Below are 16,614 nucleotides of genomic sequence, written 5' to 3' on the forward strand. Positions count from 1 at the left end.
ACCATGCTCGCTGCATTCTCGATCAGCCCGATGGGCGGCCTGGACGGCACGGGCGGAGCCGCCGACGGTGGCGTCGCCGCGGCGGTCGCGGAGGCGGTCGCCATCGTGCGTGCCTCCGGCCTGCCCAACGAGACGACGTCGATGTTCACCACCATCGAGGGCGAGTGGGACGAGGTGATGGGCGTGATCAAGGCGTGCGTCGACCGCCTCGCCGAGACCGCGCCCCGCGTCTCCCTCGTGGTCAAGTGCGACATCCGCCCCGGGCACACGGGCCAGCTCTCGGCCAAGGTTGAGCGAGTCGAGAAGCACCTGCGCAGCGGCGGCACCCTGACCGCTCCCGCGGTGGTTCGCTCCTCCGTCACCCCGTTGCATCCGGGGTCTGAGGTGCGAACCCCGGCGGGAGGCACCGTCGAGCAGCAGACCGTGCGGGCCGAGGATGTCCACGAGCTTGGTGTGCAGACGGTCCGGCTGCTTGCAGTCGCCCCAATCCCAGTGCGTCGGTTTCAGCCCGCGACTCATCAGCAGGCTGTCGCGTTGGATCCGCCGCTCGGAGGTGAAGCCCTTCTTCTGCTTGCACTTGCCGTCGAACTCGCCGACCACCAGGTCCGACCAGAGGAAATCCGCCCTGGCTTCGAGGGCGCCCGCCTCGTTGAAGAACTCGCGCTGCAGTTCGGGGCGGGGAATCTCAGGCCATTTCAGCATCAGCGCCCGGCTCCAGGACTCACCCACCGAATCCGACAGCGGCGTGCCCTCAGCGAGCGCGGCGCGGAGAACGGCGATCCCCCGGCGCCGGCCGAGGCGACCGATCGACGCCGTCAGCTCGTCCGTCGCCACCCCCATCCGCAGCGCCGCGTCGATCGCGCACACGGCCTGCTCGAACGTGCCCGCCAGCGCCAGGTCTACGGCCGTCCGCGCGATCGTCGTCACCGCGACCCCGTTCACGACGGTGACGTCCTCGGGATCCAATCGTCGCCGGTACACCCGCCGGCGCCCTCCTTGCCACCGCCCCGGTTTCCGTCGCGGGTGAATTCCACGGTCCGGTGATCGAACGTGAGCACCTGCATGCCCAGGACGGCTGCGGCCGCGGCGTGGCTGAGCACCATCGCCGGTCCCGCGCGCTCCGCCGCCGCCATCGCCGACAGTGCCAGCTCGTCCCACGGGGCAGCCGGCCGCCCTTGTGATAGCCCCCTCGCCACACCCTGTGCATCTGCTGGGCGTGCACGAGCTTTCGGATCACCCGATCCGACGTTCCGACCGCGTGCAGCTCCCGCCGGTGCCGATGCTCGATCGATTCGTCCTCGGACATGGGTTCCCTCCCCTGCGGCGCCCCCGCACCGCGGGTCCATCGTCCCCGATCCCGGTCCCACTCGCGGATGATTCCGCTCCCGCGGGGTTCGCTCCGTAGTCACCCCGCTGCATCCGGGGCTTGAGGAGCGAACCCCCGCGGGACCACGGTCCGGTCGACCGCACGGCGGCATCCGCCATGCCATACTGTGACGCATGATACTGAAGCGACGCCAGATGCTCCTGGGGCTTGCGGTGGTACCGACGGCGGCGGTCGCGTCGTCGCTGATCGCACCGCACGCCGCAGCGGCGGACGCCGACAAGGCGCTGCTCGACGCCGCGATCGCGGCCGCGCCGACGGCCCGCGAGGTCATCACCGTCGCGGCACCGTCGTTCTCCTCCACCGACGTCCAGGTCTCGGCGTGGGCGCAGCTCGCGCAGGGGTGGACCAAGGTCTACGGGCCGGTCCCCGGCAAGGTCGGCGAGCAGGGCATCGGCGAGGGCAAGGACGGGGTGCCCCGCACGCCGTTCGGCGTGTTCCGGCTCGATCTCGCCTTCGGCCGGCAGGACAACCCGGGCACCACTCTGCCGTACACCAAGGTGACGAATCAGCACTGGTGGGACGGAAACGTGAACTCCCCCACCTACGACCGGATGGTCGTCCAGGCCGCCAGCCCCGGGCCCGAGAGCGAGAACCTCTACGACATCGGCCCCGTCTACGACTACGCCGTGCACTTCGACAACAACCCCGGCCACACTCCCGGCAAGGGCGGCGCGATGTTCCTGCACGTGACGGACGGCAAGCCGACGCTGGGCTGCGTCGCGATCAGCCGCGAGGGCATGATCACCCTGCTGAAATGGCTGGCGCCCGTACACAACCCGGTCCTGGTCACCGGCCTCGCGGGCTGACTCGCCCTACCCGTGCTGCGCGATCCACTCCGACAGCACCGGGATCACCGGCTCCGGTGAGAGGATCCACTGGTTGTGCCCCAGCGGTTGCTCGATCCGCCGGTGCGTGGACGCCGCAAACTTCTCCCCCACGAACCGCGACTGCTTCTCCGACACCATCTCGTCGCCCGCGATCGACACCGTGAGGACGGGCGTCTTCGTTCCCGCGAGCCGCTTCTCGTAGTCCACGTCCGCGCCGTCCACGTTGAAATCGCCGGTCTGCACCAGGTGGTCGAAGTCGCGGACGATGCCCTTGGGCACCTCCCCGAACCCGTCCGGGCCGGACCAGTGGCCCCGTCGGGCCGCGGCACGCGCGGCGACGGACGTGCCGATCCGGCGCGCGGTCCCCGAGAACCCGTCCAGCTTGTAATAGCCGGTGCCGCAGGCCACCAGGATCACCCCGGCCAGGTTGCGCCGCGCCCGCGCCGCGTACATGGTTCCCATCAGCCCGCCGAGGCTGTGCCCCAGCAGGATTCGCGGCGCGTCCGGGAACTTCTGCCGCGCGAGCGCGGACACCGCCGGATAGTCCTCGACCACCACGTCCTGGAAGCCGTGTGCGCCCGCCGCGCCGCGCGGCCGCGCATCGCCCTGCCCACGGTGCTCGGACACCACGGCGTTGAGTCCCGCGTCGACCAGCGCGCGCCCGAAGTCGTCGAAGTACCCGGCCGGCACGTTCACGCCGGGCCAGATCATCAGCACCGGCGCCGCCGGGTCCGGCCCGCGGAAGATCCGCACGGGGTTCGTGGTGACCCCGTCCTTGTAGGTCAGCGTCGCGACGGTGGGCCGCCGTTGCGCGTTCGAGGCCGGGGAGCTCACCAGGCCCGCCGTTCCGCGCGGCGCTCGGCGACGGCCCCGAGACCGCCGAAGATCAGGCCGATCAGCGCGATCGCGCCACCGACCGCCGCCTCGGTCACGATCCACGGGGTGAGGCTGTGGGTCACCTGCGTGATCGCGGCGTCGATCACCGTCGGGCTCAGTCCGCCGGTCCCGCCCCGGCCCGCCACGTACGACGGTGCCACCACGCACAGCATCCAGGTGACGCCGGCCGCCACCGCGACGCCGAGCCCCAGGTAGAACAGCATGAATCCCCGACGGTGCGCCGCCCACAGCGCGAGCAGCGCGGCCACGATCGCGACGATCGGGGCGATCCACGCCGCCCGCCGGATCGCGTCGGCGGCGTCGGCGTACCGACCCGCCCGGAACAGGTCCCGGTTCGCGCCCGTGCCGGACAGATCGATCGTGACCCGCTCGGGCACCGTCACCGTCACGTTGTTCGCGGCGGCGACGTCACGGATCATGGGTGCGAGGTCGATCTCCGCGGTGGTCTCGCCGCGCAGCCGTTGCTCCGCGGTCTGGCGCTGCAGGAGCCAATCGTGCACCTCGCCGAGGGCCGCCTTGAACGCCCCGGGGAACTGCGGGCCGTGGGTGTAGGTCGAGACGTACGGCGTGATCGCCGAGAGCGGGGCCGCGCGTCGCCCTGCTCGGTGAGCAGCCGCTGCACCTGCTGGGCGATCTCCTGCGCCATCGCGTCCTGCACGCCGCGGTCGTGCCCCAGCGGCTCCATCAGGGCCGTGAACTCGTCGCGGTCCAGCACCGTCCGCGACGCCCAGTTGGCGGGCACCGCCACGAACGTGGCCAGGATCGCCACGAGCACGAGGAGGAAAGCCGTCAGAGAACGCACGGCGACAACGCTACCGTCGTCAGTCGCCGATGAGGTCCCGACCCCGTCCGACGATCAACGGATCCGGGCCCGCGGCCAGGACTTCCATGTCCTTGTTGTCGTAGTCGAACTTGTCGAGGATGTAGCGCATGGCGTTCAGGCGCGCACGCTTCTTGTCGTTGCTCTTGACGACGGTCCACGGCGCGTAGTCGGTGTCGGTCGCCGCGAACACCTCCTCCTTCGCCGCGGTGTAGCCGTCCCACTTGTCCAGCGACGCCAGGTCCATCGGGGAGAGCTTCCACTGCCGCACGGGGTCGATCTGGCGGATCGCGAAGCGCGTGCGCTGCTCGAGCTGGGTCACGGAGAACCAGAATTTGGTCACGTCGATGCCGTCGTCCACCAGCATCTTCTCGAACAGCGGAACCTGGTGGGTCCAGCGCTCGTGCTGCTCGTCGGAGCAGAAGCCCATGACCCGCTCGACCCCGCCGCGGTTGTACCAGGAGCGGTCGAACAGCACGATCTCGCCCTTGGTCGGGAAGTGGTCGATGTAGCGCTGGAAGTACCACTCGCCGGCCTCGCGCTCGGTGGGCTTGACCAGCGCGACCACGCGCGCCACGCGGGTTGAGGTGCTCCATGAAGCGCTTGATGGTGCCGCCCTTGCCGGCGGCGTCGCGGCCCTCGAACACGATCACCAGGCGCTGGCCGGTGTCCTTGACCCAGCGCTGCAGCTTCAGCAGCTCGATCTGCAGCAGGCGCTTCTCCCGCTCGTACTCCGACCGGGCCATGCGCTCGTCGTACGGGTAGCCCTCGCGCCAGGTGTCCACGACGTGCCGCTCGGGCGTGAGCAGCACGGGATCGTCGTCATCGTCGTCGTTGACGGAGAAGCCCTCGGTCGCCCGCAGGTCGACGATCTTCTGCAGCGCCTCGCGGCCACTGACCGCGCTCAAATCGATGCCCGCCGGCAGATCCAGATCCATCACGCGCGGAAGCGTAGTCAAAGGCCAGGACGGTTCGGTGAACTGCACGTGAACGTGCGGTTGTCCGCCCCGGGTAAACTGTGCCGCGATGCCCACCACCGCCAACCGCGGACGCCGGCGCGCCGAACACCTCGGGCCCGAGCGTCGCCGCCCCCAGGTCCTCGACGCCGCGCTGGAGATCGCCGCGCGCGACGGGCTCGCCGCCGTCACCATCGGCACCGTCGCCGACAAGCTGCAGGTCACCCGCCCCGTCATCTACTCGTGTTTCCCGGATCGGGTCGCGCTCATCACCGAGCTGCTCGACCGGGAGACCGAGACGATGATGACCTACGTCCTCACGTCGCTGCACAGCGCCCACGGCGAGGACCCGGAGACGGCGTTCATCATCGGCATGCGCGGCCTGCTGGCCGCGGTGAACGAGCGCGCCGACACCTGGCAGCTGCTGTTCTCCGGCGTCACCGACCCGGAGGTCGTGCACCGCGTTCGCGGCGCCCGCAGGACGCTGGCGGCGCAGGCCGAGGAGTGGATCCGCCCCGCCCTCATCCGCTGGTGGGACATGCAGGATCTCGACCAGAAGCTGCCCATGCTCATGGAACTGTTCGTCTCGGCGTGCGAGGCGGCCGTCCGCTCGATGCTCGCGGACCGCCCCGACGACGCCGGGCCTGACTGGCGCGGCGACGCCGAGACGATCGGGAAGTTCTACGGCTCGGCGGTCTACCGCGCCTTCCACGGGGCCTGACGGTCCGCCGTCACCTCAGCGGTTCCGGCTCCACGCCGCCCACAGGGCGGCGTACCGTCCGCCCGCGCGGCGCAGGTCGTCGTGCGTGCCCTGCTCGACGATCGCTCCGCGCTCCATGACCAGGATCCGATCGGCGCGGGCGGCCTGGCTCAGGCGGTGCGCCACCACCATCGCGGTTCGCCCCGCGAGCGCGGCGTGCGCGGCGTCCTCGAGAGCGTCGGCGTCGGCGCTGTCCGCATCGGCGGTGGCCTCGTCGAGGATCGCCACCGGCGGGTCGAGCAGCACGAGCCGCGCCAGCGCGAGCTGCTGCTCGCGCTTGGGCGTCAGCACCTGCCCGCCCGCTCCGACGACGGTGTCCATCCCGGACTCGAGCAGCGACACCCATTCCCAGGCCCCGACCGTTTCCAGCGCCGCCCGGAGCGCGTCGTCGGAGGCGCCGGGCTGCGCCATCCGCAGGTCGTCGGCGAGTGGCCCGGCGAACACGTGCACGTCCTGCGTGAGCAGGACGGGCGCGGCGTCCTCCGGAAGCGCCGCCAGGGCATTGCCGTCGATCCGCACCGCGCCGGCCTCCGGCACGTGCACGCCCGCGACCAGCGCCGCGAGCGTCGTCTTGCCCGCTCCGGAGGTGCCGACCACGGCCACCGTCTCCCCCGGCTCGATGGTCACGCTCACCCCGTCCAGCACACGGCGACCGGTGCCGTAGCCGAAGGCGACCCCGTCGACCTCGACGCGGGGCGGTCCGCCGCTCGCGCCCACCTCGCCCGACGGTGCCGGGCCCGCCGCCTCGTCGTCCGCGAGGCGGATCACCCCGACGATGCGCGCCAGCGAGGCGCCCGCCGACTGGATGTCGTCCATCACCAGCAGCAGCGCGCCGATCGGCCCGAAAAGGCGCAGGAACAGCAGCATCGCGGTGGTGACGGCGCCGACGGTGACCAGGTCACCGTCGACGAGGGCGAAGCCCAGCACGAGGATTGTGGCCATACCGACGAACTCGGCGAGGTTGACCCGACCGAACAGCCGGTTCTGCACGATCCGCGCGCGCATGGTCCAGCGCACGACGCGCCACGAACCGTCGCTGACCCGCAGGCTGGCGCGGTCCATCAGGTCGTAGGCGTGGACGGTGGGCAGGCCCCGGATGGACCCGAGCATGTGGTGCGCCCGCTCGGCCATCGCCGCCCGCTCCGAGCGGTAGACCGGCGGCGCGACCCGCACGTACATGCGCGCGCCGAGCCCGTAGACGGGCAGCACCACGATCGCCACGAGCAGGAAGCGCCAATCCAGCGCGGCGAACCCGGCAACGGTCACCGCGACGGAGAAGCCCGAGCGGGCCAACGCGGGCACGCCCCGCGAGATCGCCTGGCTCACCACGCCCACGTCGTCGGTGGCGCGGGAGACGAGATCGCCGGAGCCCGCCTCCTCGACACGGGACTGGGACAGGCGGAACGCCGCGCCCACCATCGACTCGCGCAGCCGGGCCAGTGCGGTCTCGAAGAGCTGTGCGGTCAGGGCGATTCCGACGCCGGTGAAGCACGCCGACGCGATCGCCGCGGCCGCCATGATCCCGCCGATCCGCAGCACGTCGGCGTACCCGCCGCCGCTGATGGCCTCGTCGACCATCGCGCCGAACCCCCACGGCACCGCGAGTCCGAGGGCGGCGCCGACGAGCAGGACGACGAAGACGACCGCGAGCGCGGCCCGCTTCCGGGCGAGCAGCCCGCGGGCGTACCGGAAGGTCTCCCGCCCGTCCGCGATCGGCAGGGCGCCGATGGTCGACGTGGGGGCGCTCATGCCCGGACCTCCGCTCCGGTCGGAGTCAGGTGCACAACGGTGTCGGCCGCGGCGATCAACGTCGGGGACGCCGTGAACACGACGGTGGCGAGCCCCTCGCGGGCCGCACCCAGCCGGTCCGCGATCGCCGCCTCGGTGACCGAGTCGACGGCGCTGGTCGGATCCACCAGCACCAGCGTGCGCGTGTCGGTGGCGAGCGCCCGGGCCAGAGCGACCCGCTGCCGCTGGCCGCCGGACAGCAGGCGGCCGGCCTCGCCGACCGACGTCTGCAGCCCGTCGGGCAACACGGCGAGGACGTCGTCGCAAGCCGCGGCCAGCAGCGCCGCAGCGACGCGGTCGGGCGCGCCGCCGGCGGCCACGTTCTCCTCGATCGTGCCCTCGAACAGCGTCGTGGCGTGTGGCGCGACGCGCACGGCCCGCAGCGCGGCGGGCTGGCTCAGGATGTACAAGTCGGTGCCTCCGACGGTGACCGACGCCCCGGGCCGTGGCGCACCGGTGCGCGCGAGCAGCGCGGTCGCGGCGGCGGCGGTCTCGGCGCCGCACACGACGGCGGTGACCCCGGCGGGCGGGAACTCCAGGTCCACGAGGTCCTCGCCCGCGGGGACGCCGGTGACCCGTACGGGCACGTCGTCGCCGTCGTGCGCGTGCAGCGTCCCTTCGTCGCGCGCGAACGGGGCCTGCAGCACCATGAGCACACGCTTGGCGGAGGCGTTGCCCGCGACCCAGAACTTGCCGAAGTTGGTGCCCATTGCCTGCAGCGGCGCCATCACCACCTGGGTCAGCCCCACGACGGTGATCAGCTGTCCCACGCTGAGGTCGCCGTGCACGGTCTTGACGCCGGCGAGCACGCCCACGAGCACGACGAAGACGGCGGCGACGGCCTCCATCGCGCCCACGTACGCCCCCTCGGACCTGCGGGCCTTGATGACGGCGGCGAGCGCGCGGGCGCTCGCGGACCGGTAGCGGCGGTCCGCCTCGGCCTCGGCGTGCATTCCCTTGACCACGCGGAACCCGGCGACGAGATCGGCCGCGGCCCCGGCGGCCTCGCCGGCCGCCCGCTGCTCCGCCTCGCTGCGGGCGCGCAGGGCGCCGCCCGCCTTGTCCAGGCACCACAGCATCGCCGGCGCGCCGAGCAGCACGAGCAGCCCCAACTGCCACGAGATCGACAGCAGCACGACGCCGCAGAAGACGATCGCCGCCAGCTCGCCCACCGGGTAGAGCCCGAGCGCGACGGACATGGCGAGCCGCTGCACGTCGGAGGTCGCGATGGACAGCAGCACACCGGGCGAGTGGCCGCCGCCGAGGCCGCGGGGTCCAGGATCCTGTCGGTCACCTGTGTCCGCAGCCGGTGCTGCACGGTGTTCATCCCGAGGAAGCCGATGCGTGAACCGAAGCGGAAGCTGAAGGAGAGGAAGGCGAACAGGACCGCGAGCACGAGCACCCAGCGGACGGTCGCCGCCCAGTCGCCGGTCTGGATCGCCCGGTCGATCGCGAGGCCCATCACGACGGGCACCAGCGCCTCGCCGACCTGGTGGCCGATGATGAGCAGTCCCGCGGGCAGCGTCCGCGACCGGTTGCCGAACATGGTGCGCAGCACCAGCTGCCGCGGCGTGGTCGTCCCGTCGACCGCGAAGGGGCGGTGCTCGGGCTGCTCCTCCGGCGCCTCGAAGAACACCGGCAGCCGGCTCCCGGTCCAGTCGGCCATCGGACAGTCAGCTCCTCGCGGTCTCGGTGAGCCGGAACGGGCCCAGCACGGTGCGCAGCTTATTGCGGGTCTCGGCCAGTTCGGCGTGCGGGTCGGACGCCCCGACGATGCCGCCCCCGGCGAACGCGCGCAGCCGCGCACCGTCGAGCTCCGCGCACCGGATGCTGACGCGCCAGTGCCCGTCGCCGTTCGCGGCGCTCCATCCGACGGCGCCGGCGTAGAAGCCGCGGGGGCTGAGCCCCCATCGATGCTGCCGCCCTCGATGTCGGCGATCGCGTGCGCGGCGGTGCGCCGCGGGAAGCCGCAGACGGCGGGGGTCGGATGCAGTGCGAGGGCGAGGTCCAGCGCCGTCGTCGCCGGATCCGCGAGCCGGCCCTCGATCTTCGTCCCGAGGTGCCACACCGGCCCGGCCCGGGTCACCGACGGTGCGCCGGGCACGTCCAGGTCGGAGCACAGGGGCGCCAGCGCGGCGGCGATCTCGTCGACCACGTACGCATGCTCCTCGCGGTCCTTCGGCGAGTCGAGCAGTCCCTCGGGCGAGGTCGCGGTGCCGGCGAACGGGTGGCAGAAGACCGTGCCACCCATGCGTCCGACCAGGATCTCCGGGCTGGAACCGACCAGCCAGCGCCCGCGATGATCCTCGCCGGCGGCGCCCAGGGCCACGGCGAACGCGTTGCCCTCGCGGTCGCGTTCCTCGAGCGCAGCGGCCACGGCGAGCGGATCCAGCGCGGCGGCGGCCTCGAAGTCGACGGCGCGCGCGAGCACCACCTTCTGCAGGTCGGAGCCCTCGATCAGCGCGATCGCGCGGCGCACCCGGGACACGTGCTCGGCAGGTTCGGGGTGCTGGGCGGTCTGGACCAGAGTCGGGAGCTCCGACGGTGCGCCCGGCGCTGCCGCGGGCCCGAAGCGCCGCGGCACCGTCAGCGCTGCCGGGTCGTCCAGGTCGAACGGGAGCGCGCCGACCAGCGACGGGGCGGCGCCCGACCGCAGCGCGGCCGCCGCGGCGTGCGGGTCGGTGAACGTGCTCGCGGTCCCGCTCGCGGCCAGGCGTTGCCCGGCGGCGGTCAGCAGGAAGTGCGGATGCTCGCTCTCCGCGGAGTCGATCATCGCAGCGCCTCCAGAACCCGGTCGGTGGTCTCCACCTGCCGCATCGGCCCGACACGTAGGTGAGCGCGTTCGCGTGATCCTGCGCGGAGAAGTCGGCGACGGCGTCGCGCACCACGTACGGCTGCACGTCGCGCATGAAGGCGTCGAGCGCGGTCGTCATGATCCCGATGTGGGCGTAGATGCCCGCGATCACCAGCTGATCGCGGCCCCAGGTCCGCATCCGCTCCGCGAGGTCGGACTTCGCGAAGGCGCTGTAGCGCCACTTGGTGAGCAGCACGTCGTCGTCGGCGGGGGTCAGCTCGCCGATGATGTCCTGATTGGCCGTCTTCAGGCCCGGGCCCCAGAAATCGGTGAGCAGCGCCCGCTCTTCGGGGTCCTGGTCGCCGGGCTGCGCCGTGTAGACCACGGGCACGCCGGCGGAGCGGGCCGCGGCGCGCAGGGCCACGATGTTGGGCACGACGGTGCGCAGCGGCTCCGCGTCGCGCTCGAAGGGCCCGACGAAGTGCTCCTGCATGTCGTGGATCAGCAGGACGGCGCGGGCCGGCTCGACGGTCCAGTCGACCGTGTCGGCGCACTCGATCTCGGGCAGGTCGTAGACGACCGTCTTGGGCAGGCTCACAACTTCTCCTCGTTCCTACGCGCCTCGTCCTCGTGCCGAATCCGGTCCGCCAGCGCGCGCCGCAGTTCGCGGCGACTGATCTTGCCGACGCCCGTCGTGGGGAACTCGGCGACGAACTCCACCCGGTCGGGCACCTTGTACTCGGCCACGCCGCGCGAGCGGACGAACTTCTTCAGTTCGGGCACGGTGGGCCGCTGGGCCCCGGTGAGCACGACGGCGCAGGTCCGCTCGCCCAGGAACTCGTCGGCGACGGCCACGACGGCCGCGTCGATCACCAGCGGGTGGGCGAGCAGGTGGTTCTCCACCTCCTCGGCGGCGATCTTCTCGCCACCGCGGTTGATCTGGTCCTTCGCCCGCCCCTCCACCACGAGGTGCCCCGACGGCAGCTGCCGCACGACGTCGCCGGTGCGGTAGAAGCCCTCGGCGTCGAAGGACTCGGTGTCGACGCCTCCCAGGTAGCCGCGGATCGTGTACGGCCCGCGGGTCCAGAGCAGCCCGGGCGCGCCGGGCGGGACGGGGCACCGTCCTCGTCGAGGACGCGCACCTCGTCGTCGGGCGAGATGGCCCGGCCCTGGGTGCCCAGGACGAGGTCTTCAGGGTCGTCGTCGCGGGTGTAGTTGACCAGGCCCTCGGCCATGCCGAAGACCTGCTGCAGGCGGCAGCCGAGCTCGGGGGCGACGCGCCGCGCGGCCTCGGGCGGGAACTTGGCGCCGCCCACCTGCAGCACGTCGAGGCTCGACAGGTCCGCTGACGCGCCGGCGCCGCCGGCCGCTCGGGCCTGCAGCCACAGCATCGCGAGCGGCGGCACGAGCGAGGTCATGGTCACCTTCTCCGCCTCGATCAGCGGGAAGGCCTTCGACGGTGCCGGGTCCGTCCCGAGCACGACGGTGCCGCCGGCCCACAGCACGCCCAGGATGCCGGGGCTGCTCATGGGGAAGTTGTGCGCCACGGGCAGCACCACGAGGAACCGGCTGCCGGGGCCGAGGCCGCAGATCTTCGCGGACTCGCGCACGGAGTACAGGTAGTCGGCGTGGGTGCGCGGGATGAGCTTGGGCACGCCCGTCGTGCCGCCGGAGAGCTGCAGGAAGGCCAGCCCTTCGGGGTCGACGGCGGCGGGTGTTCCGTGCGCGCCGGCGCCGAAGGGCGCGTCGTCGACGACGAAGGACTCGGCGCCGGTCTCAGCTGCGACGTCGGCGGCCAGCGCGCGGTGGTCGAAGCGGTTGATGGTCGCCGCCGTGATCAGGGCCTTCGCCCCGGCGGTGCGGACGAAATGGACGAGCTCGCTGCGGCGGTGCGCGGGCAGCGCGAACACCGGGATCGCCCCGAGGCGGAACAGCCCGAACAGCACCGTGACGAACTCCGCGGTGTTCGGCAGCTGCAGCACCACGCGGTCGCCCGCGGCGATCCCCGCGGCGCGCATCCCGGCGGCGGTCGCCGCGGCGGCGGCGTCCAGCTCGCGGTAGCTCAGCCGGACGGGGTTCCCGGCGACGTCCTGCGCGGCGAGCGCCTCGGCGCCGCCGAAGCGCTCCGCGGCGTCGGGGAGGAAGGCCGCGAAGGTCTCGCCGGTCCAGTACCCGGCGGCGCGGCACCGCGCGGCGAATTCGGGTGGGAAGAAACGGGTCTCGGTGCTGGTCATACCGTGGCGCCTCCGTCGACGGTGAGTACCTGCGCGGTCACGTGCCGCGCATCGGGCGAGAGCAGGTAGTCGATGGCGCCGGCGATGTCGTCGGCGTCGGCGATGCGGCCCAACGGGATCCCCAGCCGGTGCCGGGCCAGATCGCCGGCGATCGCGGCCTCCGCGGCGGCCGCACCGCCGAACGCCGTCTGCATGGGGGTGGCCGTCGATCCGGGCGACCACGTTGATCCGCACGCCGCTTCCCGCCAGTTCGAGTGCGAGCGTGAGGGTCGCGTTGTGCGCGGCCGCCTTCGACGCCCCGTAGGCGCCGAGGCCGACGCGCGGGCCGTTCCCGGCGTTGGAGCCGACGACCACGGCGGCGCCGGCGCCGCGCTCGGCCATCCGCCGGGCGGCGGCGGTGAGCACGTGCACCGTGCCGGTGAGGTTCACGGCCAGCGCGGCGGCCCAGTCCTCGGCCGCAGTGTCCAATACGGGCCCGGCCACCAGGGTTCCCGCGCAGTGCGCGAGCGCGTCCACGGGCCCGCCGGCCTTCTCGGCGGCGTCGAGCGCCGCGGCGACCGCGTCCGCGTCGGTCACGTCCAGCACGTGTGAGGTGGCGGTGCCGCCCGCGTCCGCGACGGCGCGGGCGGTCGCGATCAGCCCGTCCGCGTCGCGGTCCGCGAGAGCGACGGGGCCGCGCCGCGCGAGCCGCAGGGCGGTCGCCGCGCCGATCCCGGACGCGGCGCCGGTGATGAATGCGTGCATGTCTCGCGCCCCCGGGTCAGCCGAGATAGGCGCCGGAGTCGCCCAGGATCTTCGCGGCGGGGTGCTCGGCGCCGTCGGCGGTGCGGACAGTCTCGACGATCAGCGCGGGGTTGCCCCCGCGCCAGGCGTCGGGCCCGGCGACGACGGCGATGCCGTCACCGTCGGGCACGCAGACGCGGCCCGGCGTGCCGCCGTACCGCTTGCTGGACACCGAGGCCGCCGTGATCGCGAGCCGCTCGCCACGGAAGACGGTGTGGGCGTTCGGGTACGGATCGGACTGCGCGCGGATCAGCCGCTCGATGGCATCGGCGGGCCACGACCAGTCGATGGCGCTGTCGGCGTCGGAGCGCTTGTGGAAGTACGTCGCCGCGGCCGGATCCTGCGGGATCAGGTGCGCCGTACCGGCTTCCAGCTCACCGAGCGCCCGCGCGACGAGCGGTCCGATCAGGTCGACGGTGCGGTGGAACAGGTCGACGGTGCGGTCGGTGGGCCCGACCGCGACGGACTCCTGCGCGATGATCGGCCCGGTGTCGAGGCCTTCGTCCATGAGGTGCGCGGTGACGCCCACGTGCGTCTCGCCGTTGATGAGCGCCCAGATCAGCGGCGAGAAGCCGGCGTACTTGGGGAGCAGCGAGTCGTGGATGTTGAGGGTGCCCAGCCGCGGCATCGCGTAGATCGACTTCGGCAGCCAGGTGCGCCAGTTATTGGCGACGATGATGTCCGGTTCCGCTGCCGAGACCGCCTCGAAGAGTGCATCATCGGGCTTCTTCGCCAGATGCACGGGCACCCCCTGCTCGGCGGCGAGCTCCTCGACCGAGTCGTTCCACATCATCTCGTACGGGTTGTTCGAGACGGGGTGCGTCACGGCGAGCGTGACCTCGTGGCCGGCCTCGAGGACGGCGGACAGCGTGCGGTGGCCCCAGGTCTGGAACCCGAACGTGACGACGCGCATCATGCTCCCTTCGCGATGGTGGTCAGGCTGGTGTCGGCGACGAGCCCGTCGAGGATCTCGCCGGCCCGGACGGCGACGTTGGACAGCAGCGTCGAGCCGAGGCCGTGGGTCGCCTCGGTGGCGCCCTGGACGTACAGGCCGGGAACGGGCTCACCGTCGATCGTGAGACGGTAGTCGCGGCCCACCCGGATCCGCTCGGGAGCCACTCCCCAGTCGGACACGACGTCCGAGACGCCGATCGAACGGAATCCGGTGGCGCACACCACCGCCGTGTACTCCGCGGTGGTCGTCCGCTCGGACATGCGGTCGTGCAGCTCCACCCGGACCCCGGTGTTCGACGGTGCCGCCGCCCGGACCTCGGTGACGGGCCGCATGAGGAGCCGGCGGTTCCCGGTCACCTTCTCCTGGTATTCGACGGCGTACAGCTCGTTGATGAGCTCGAGGTCGACGCAGCCGTAATTGGTGGTTGCGTGCCTGGCCATGAGCTCGGCGCGCACATCGTCCTCCGCGTCGAAGAAGTCGTCCACGGCCGCCGGATCGAACACCTTGTTGGCATAGGGGCTGTCATCGGCGGGCTGGAAGCCGTAGGAGTTGAACGCGCACTCCACCACCGCTTCCGGGTAGCTGCGGTGCAGGTGCTGCGCCACCTCGGCGGCGCTCTGCCCGCCTCCGACGACGAGGAAGCGGTGCGGCGCAGCCGGATCCAGGTCCGCCGCTGCCAAGTGCTCGAGCAGGCGGTGGTTGTGGAACAGCCGCGGGCCGGTCGCGGCCCACTCCGGCAGCCGCTCGCGCAGGCCGGTGGCAACCACGACGGACCGCGCCCGCAGTTCGCCGTCGCCGTCCGGGCCCGAGAACCGGACCAGCCACCGCGCACCGTCGGGGGTACCGGAGCCGTCGAGGCGCTCCACCGCGGTCACGGTGGTGCCGTAGGAGATCGACGCGTCGACGCTCTCCGCCACCCAGCCGAGGTAGTCGGTGAACTCGACCCGCGTGGGGAAGAAGGTCTGGTGATTGATGAAGTCCACGAGCCGTCCCCGGGCCTCGAGGTAGCTCAGGAAGCTGAAGGGACTGCGCGGGTTGCGGAGCGTCACCAGGTCCTTGAGGAAGGCGATCTGCATGGTGGCCCCGTCGAGCAGCATGCCCGGGTGCCACGCGAACGCCGGCTTGCGCTCGAGGACGGCCATCGACAGGGAGGGATAGCCGGCCTTGTTGCGTTCATGGACGGCCGCGGCGAGCCCCAGGTTGGACGGTCCCGCCCCGATGCCGACCACGTCGGCGATCGCCTGCTGCTGTGCCATGAGTCTCCTTCGCGCCGTCGAACTAGGTAGGATAGGCATACCTGAAATGGGGTATGGTTCGCCAGTCGAGACAACCGTTGTGTCCAGTCACACAGCACCCGCGCCCCGAGGAGACGCCATGTTCCGCAGACCACGATTCGCGCGCGCCGCGCTGGTCATCGCCACTTCCGCTGCCTTGTTCGCGGGGACCGCCTGCGGCTCCGGAACCCCGGCTGAGGACCACACCCAGCACGACACCGGATTCCCGGTCAGCATCACCTCGGCGCTCGGCACCGTCGAGATCAAGGCCCGGCCGCAGCGCGTGGTCACGCTGGGTTGGGGCAGCACCGAGGCCGCCGTGGCCCTGGGCGTGATCCCCGTGGGCATGCGGGATATGAAGTCCGAGCTCGGCGAGGGCGGCAGCGGTGCCATGCCCTGGGTGCAGGCGAAGCTGGGCGACGCGAAGCCGGTGCTGCTGCCGGAGTCCAGCAGGTCGATCCCGCTCGAGCAGATCGCGGCACTGAAGCCCGACGTCATCCTGTCGGTGCAATCCGGACTCACCGCCGACCAGTACGCGCAGCTGAACAAGATCGCGCCCACAGTGGCGCAGCCCGGCCGCAACTGGCAGACCAGCTGGCAAGACCAGACCACGCTCGTGGGCAAGGCCCTCGGTCGCGAGGCCGAGGCCAAGACACTGATCGCGGACACCGATAAGCGGATCGCCGAGGTCAGGACCGCGCACCCGGAGTTCGCCGGAAAGACGGTGGCCGCGGCCAGCGGCACCACCCCCGAGAGCCTCAACTTCTACTTCGACACCGATCCGCGGGTGATGCTGCTGCAGAGCTTCGGCTTCACCGTGCTGCCCGAGCTGGCCGCCCTGCGCAAGGCCACCCTCCCGGCAAGTTCGCGGCACCGGTGAGCTGGGAGAACGTGCCCGAGTACAACGCCGATGTCCTCACTTCGTGGTACCTCGACGCAGCCAAGCGCGAGGCCACCGAGGCCAACCCGTCGTTCGCGAGCCTGAAGGCCGTGCAGCGCAAGTCCTACGTCCCGCTGACCGATCCGCCTCTGGTGTTCGCCGTGAGCTCGCCGAACGTGCTGGACCTGCCGTGGCTGCTCGACCGCTACGTTCCCCTGCTGTCCAACGCCGCGAAGACCGCGGGCTGACTCGAAGAAGA

General features: G+C 72.1%; 12 protein-coding genes and 6 pseudogenes. 5 read left to right on the top strand and 13 right to left on the bottom strand.

The features are described from left to right. Nucleotides 1-3: 3 nt before the first annotated feature. Nucleotides 4-315, top strand: a pseudogene (locus tag MTP03_RS19340) (MTH1187 family thiamine-binding protein); the annotation flags it as partial. A gap of 1,185 nt (nt 316-1,500) precedes the next feature. Continuing rightward, entirely contained in the window at nt 1,501-2,193 is a 693-nt protein-coding gene (locus tag MTP03_RS19345) for a L,D-transpeptidase (RefSeq protein WP_248489589.1), read from the top strand. A gap of 6 nt (nt 2,194-2,199) precedes the next feature. Here MTP03_RS19345 and MTP03_RS19350 read toward each other — a convergent pair whose 3' ends face one another. From MTP03_RS19350 to ppk2, 4 genes and pseudogenes are all read right to left on the bottom strand, one after another. Next, nucleotides 2,200-3,048, bottom strand: coding sequence for an alpha/beta fold hydrolase (locus tag MTP03_RS19350; RefSeq protein WP_248489590.1), 849 nt, complete (start codon nt 3,046-3,048; stop codon nt 2,200-2,202). After that, complete coding sequence (locus MTP03_RS19355; protein ID WP_248489591.1) at nt 3,045-3,611, bottom strand: hypothetical protein; 567 nt, start codon at nt 3,609-3,611, stop codon at nt 3,045-3,047. The genes MTP03_RS19350 and MTP03_RS19355 overlap by 4 nt, the downstream gene beginning before the upstream one ends. Further along, complete coding sequence (locus tag MTP03_RS19360; protein WP_248489592.1) at nt 3,527-3,913, bottom strand: hypothetical protein; 387 nt, start codon at nt 3,911-3,913, stop codon at nt 3,527-3,529. The genes MTP03_RS19355 and MTP03_RS19360 overlap by 85 nt, the downstream gene beginning before the upstream one ends. Nucleotides 3,914-3,932: 19 nt before the next feature. Next, nucleotides 3,933-4,869: pseudogene (ppk2, locus tag MTP03_RS19365) on the bottom strand (polyphosphate kinase 2). 88 nt (nt 4,870-4,957) lie between these two features. On the opposite strand from ppk2, the gene MTP03_RS19370 reads away from it, so the two are divergent. Next, nucleotides 4,958-5,608 (top strand): TetR/AcrR family transcriptional regulator, encoded by a 651-nt coding sequence (locus MTP03_RS19370; protein ID WP_248489593.1) that lies wholly within the window; start codon nt 4,958-4,960, stop codon nt 5,606-5,608. Nucleotides 5,609-5,623: 15 nt separating this feature from the next. On the opposite strand, the gene MTP03_RS19375 is transcribed toward MTP03_RS19370, so the two are convergent. From MTP03_RS19375 to MTP03_RS19410, 9 genes and pseudogenes are all read right to left on the bottom strand, one after another. Next, nucleotides 5,624-7,396 carry an ABC transporter ATP-binding protein gene (locus MTP03_RS19375; protein ID WP_248489594.1) on the bottom strand — a complete coding sequence of 591 codons (1,773 nt, stop codon included), beginning with the start codon at nt 7,394-7,396 and terminating at the stop codon, nt 5,624-5,626. Beyond that, entirely contained in the window at nt 7,393-8,676 is a 1,284-nt protein-coding gene (locus MTP03_RS19380) for an ABC transporter ATP-binding protein (protein ID WP_248489595.1), read from the bottom strand. The genes MTP03_RS19375 and MTP03_RS19380 overlap by 4 nt, the downstream gene beginning before the upstream one ends. Before the next feature lie 432 nt (nt 8,677-9,108). Next, a complete protein-coding gene (locus MTP03_RS22920) occupies nt 9,109-9,501 on the bottom strand; it encodes a chorismate-binding protein (RefSeq protein WP_256465294.1) in 393 nt (130 codons plus the stop codon). Further along, nucleotides 9,417-10,208 (bottom strand): annotated as a pseudogene (locus MTP03_RS19385) (chorismate-binding protein); the annotation flags it as partial. The pseudogene MTP03_RS19385 and the gene MTP03_RS22920, both read right to left, overlap by 85 nt. Nucleotides 10,209-10,308: 100 nt before the next feature. After that, nucleotides 10,309-10,722: pseudogene (locus tag MTP03_RS19390) on the bottom strand (isochorismatase family protein); the annotation flags it as partial. Between the two features lie 101 nt (nt 10,723-10,823). Continuing rightward, nucleotides 10,824-12,463, bottom strand: a pseudogene (locus MTP03_RS19395) ((2,3-dihydroxybenzoyl)adenylate synthase). Beyond that, nucleotides 12,460-13,207 (bottom strand): annotated as a pseudogene (locus MTP03_RS19400) (SDR family oxidoreductase). The pseudogenes MTP03_RS19395 and MTP03_RS19400 overlap by 4 nt, the downstream one beginning before the upstream one ends. A gap of 16 nt (nt 13,208-13,223) precedes the next feature. Next, nucleotides 13,224-14,159 (bottom strand): methionyl-tRNA formyltransferase, encoded by a 936-nt coding sequence (locus tag MTP03_RS19405; RefSeq protein ID WP_248492301.1) that lies wholly within the window; start codon nt 14,157-14,159, stop codon nt 13,224-13,226. After that, entirely contained in the window at nt 14,159-15,457 is a 1,299-nt protein-coding gene (locus MTP03_RS19410) for a lysine N(6)-hydroxylase/L-ornithine N(5)-oxygenase family protein (RefSeq protein WP_248489596.1), read from the bottom strand. Before MTP03_RS19410 ends, MTP03_RS19405 begins: the two co-directional genes overlap by 1 nt. Nucleotides 15,458-15,575: 118 nt before the next feature. On the opposite strand from MTP03_RS19410, the gene MTP03_RS19415 reads away from it, so the two are divergent. Further along, nucleotides 15,576-16,355 (top strand): iron-siderophore ABC transporter substrate-binding protein, encoded by a 780-nt coding sequence (locus MTP03_RS19415; RefSeq protein WP_248489597.1) that lies wholly within the window; start codon nt 15,576-15,578, stop codon nt 16,353-16,355. Continuing rightward, nucleotides 16,352-16,603: a hypothetical protein gene (locus MTP03_RS19420; protein WP_248489598.1), complete on the top strand. Its 252-nt coding sequence runs from the start codon at nt 16,352-16,354 to the stop codon at nt 16,601-16,603. The genes MTP03_RS19415 and MTP03_RS19420 overlap by 4 nt, the downstream gene beginning before the upstream one ends. Nucleotides 16,604-16,614 lie beyond the last annotated feature (11 nt).

Origin of the sequence: Tsukamurella sp. PLM1, assembly GCF_023168325.1 — a bacterium.
Lineage (GTDB): Bacteria > Actinomycetota > Actinomycetes > Mycobacteriales > Mycobacteriaceae > Tsukamurella.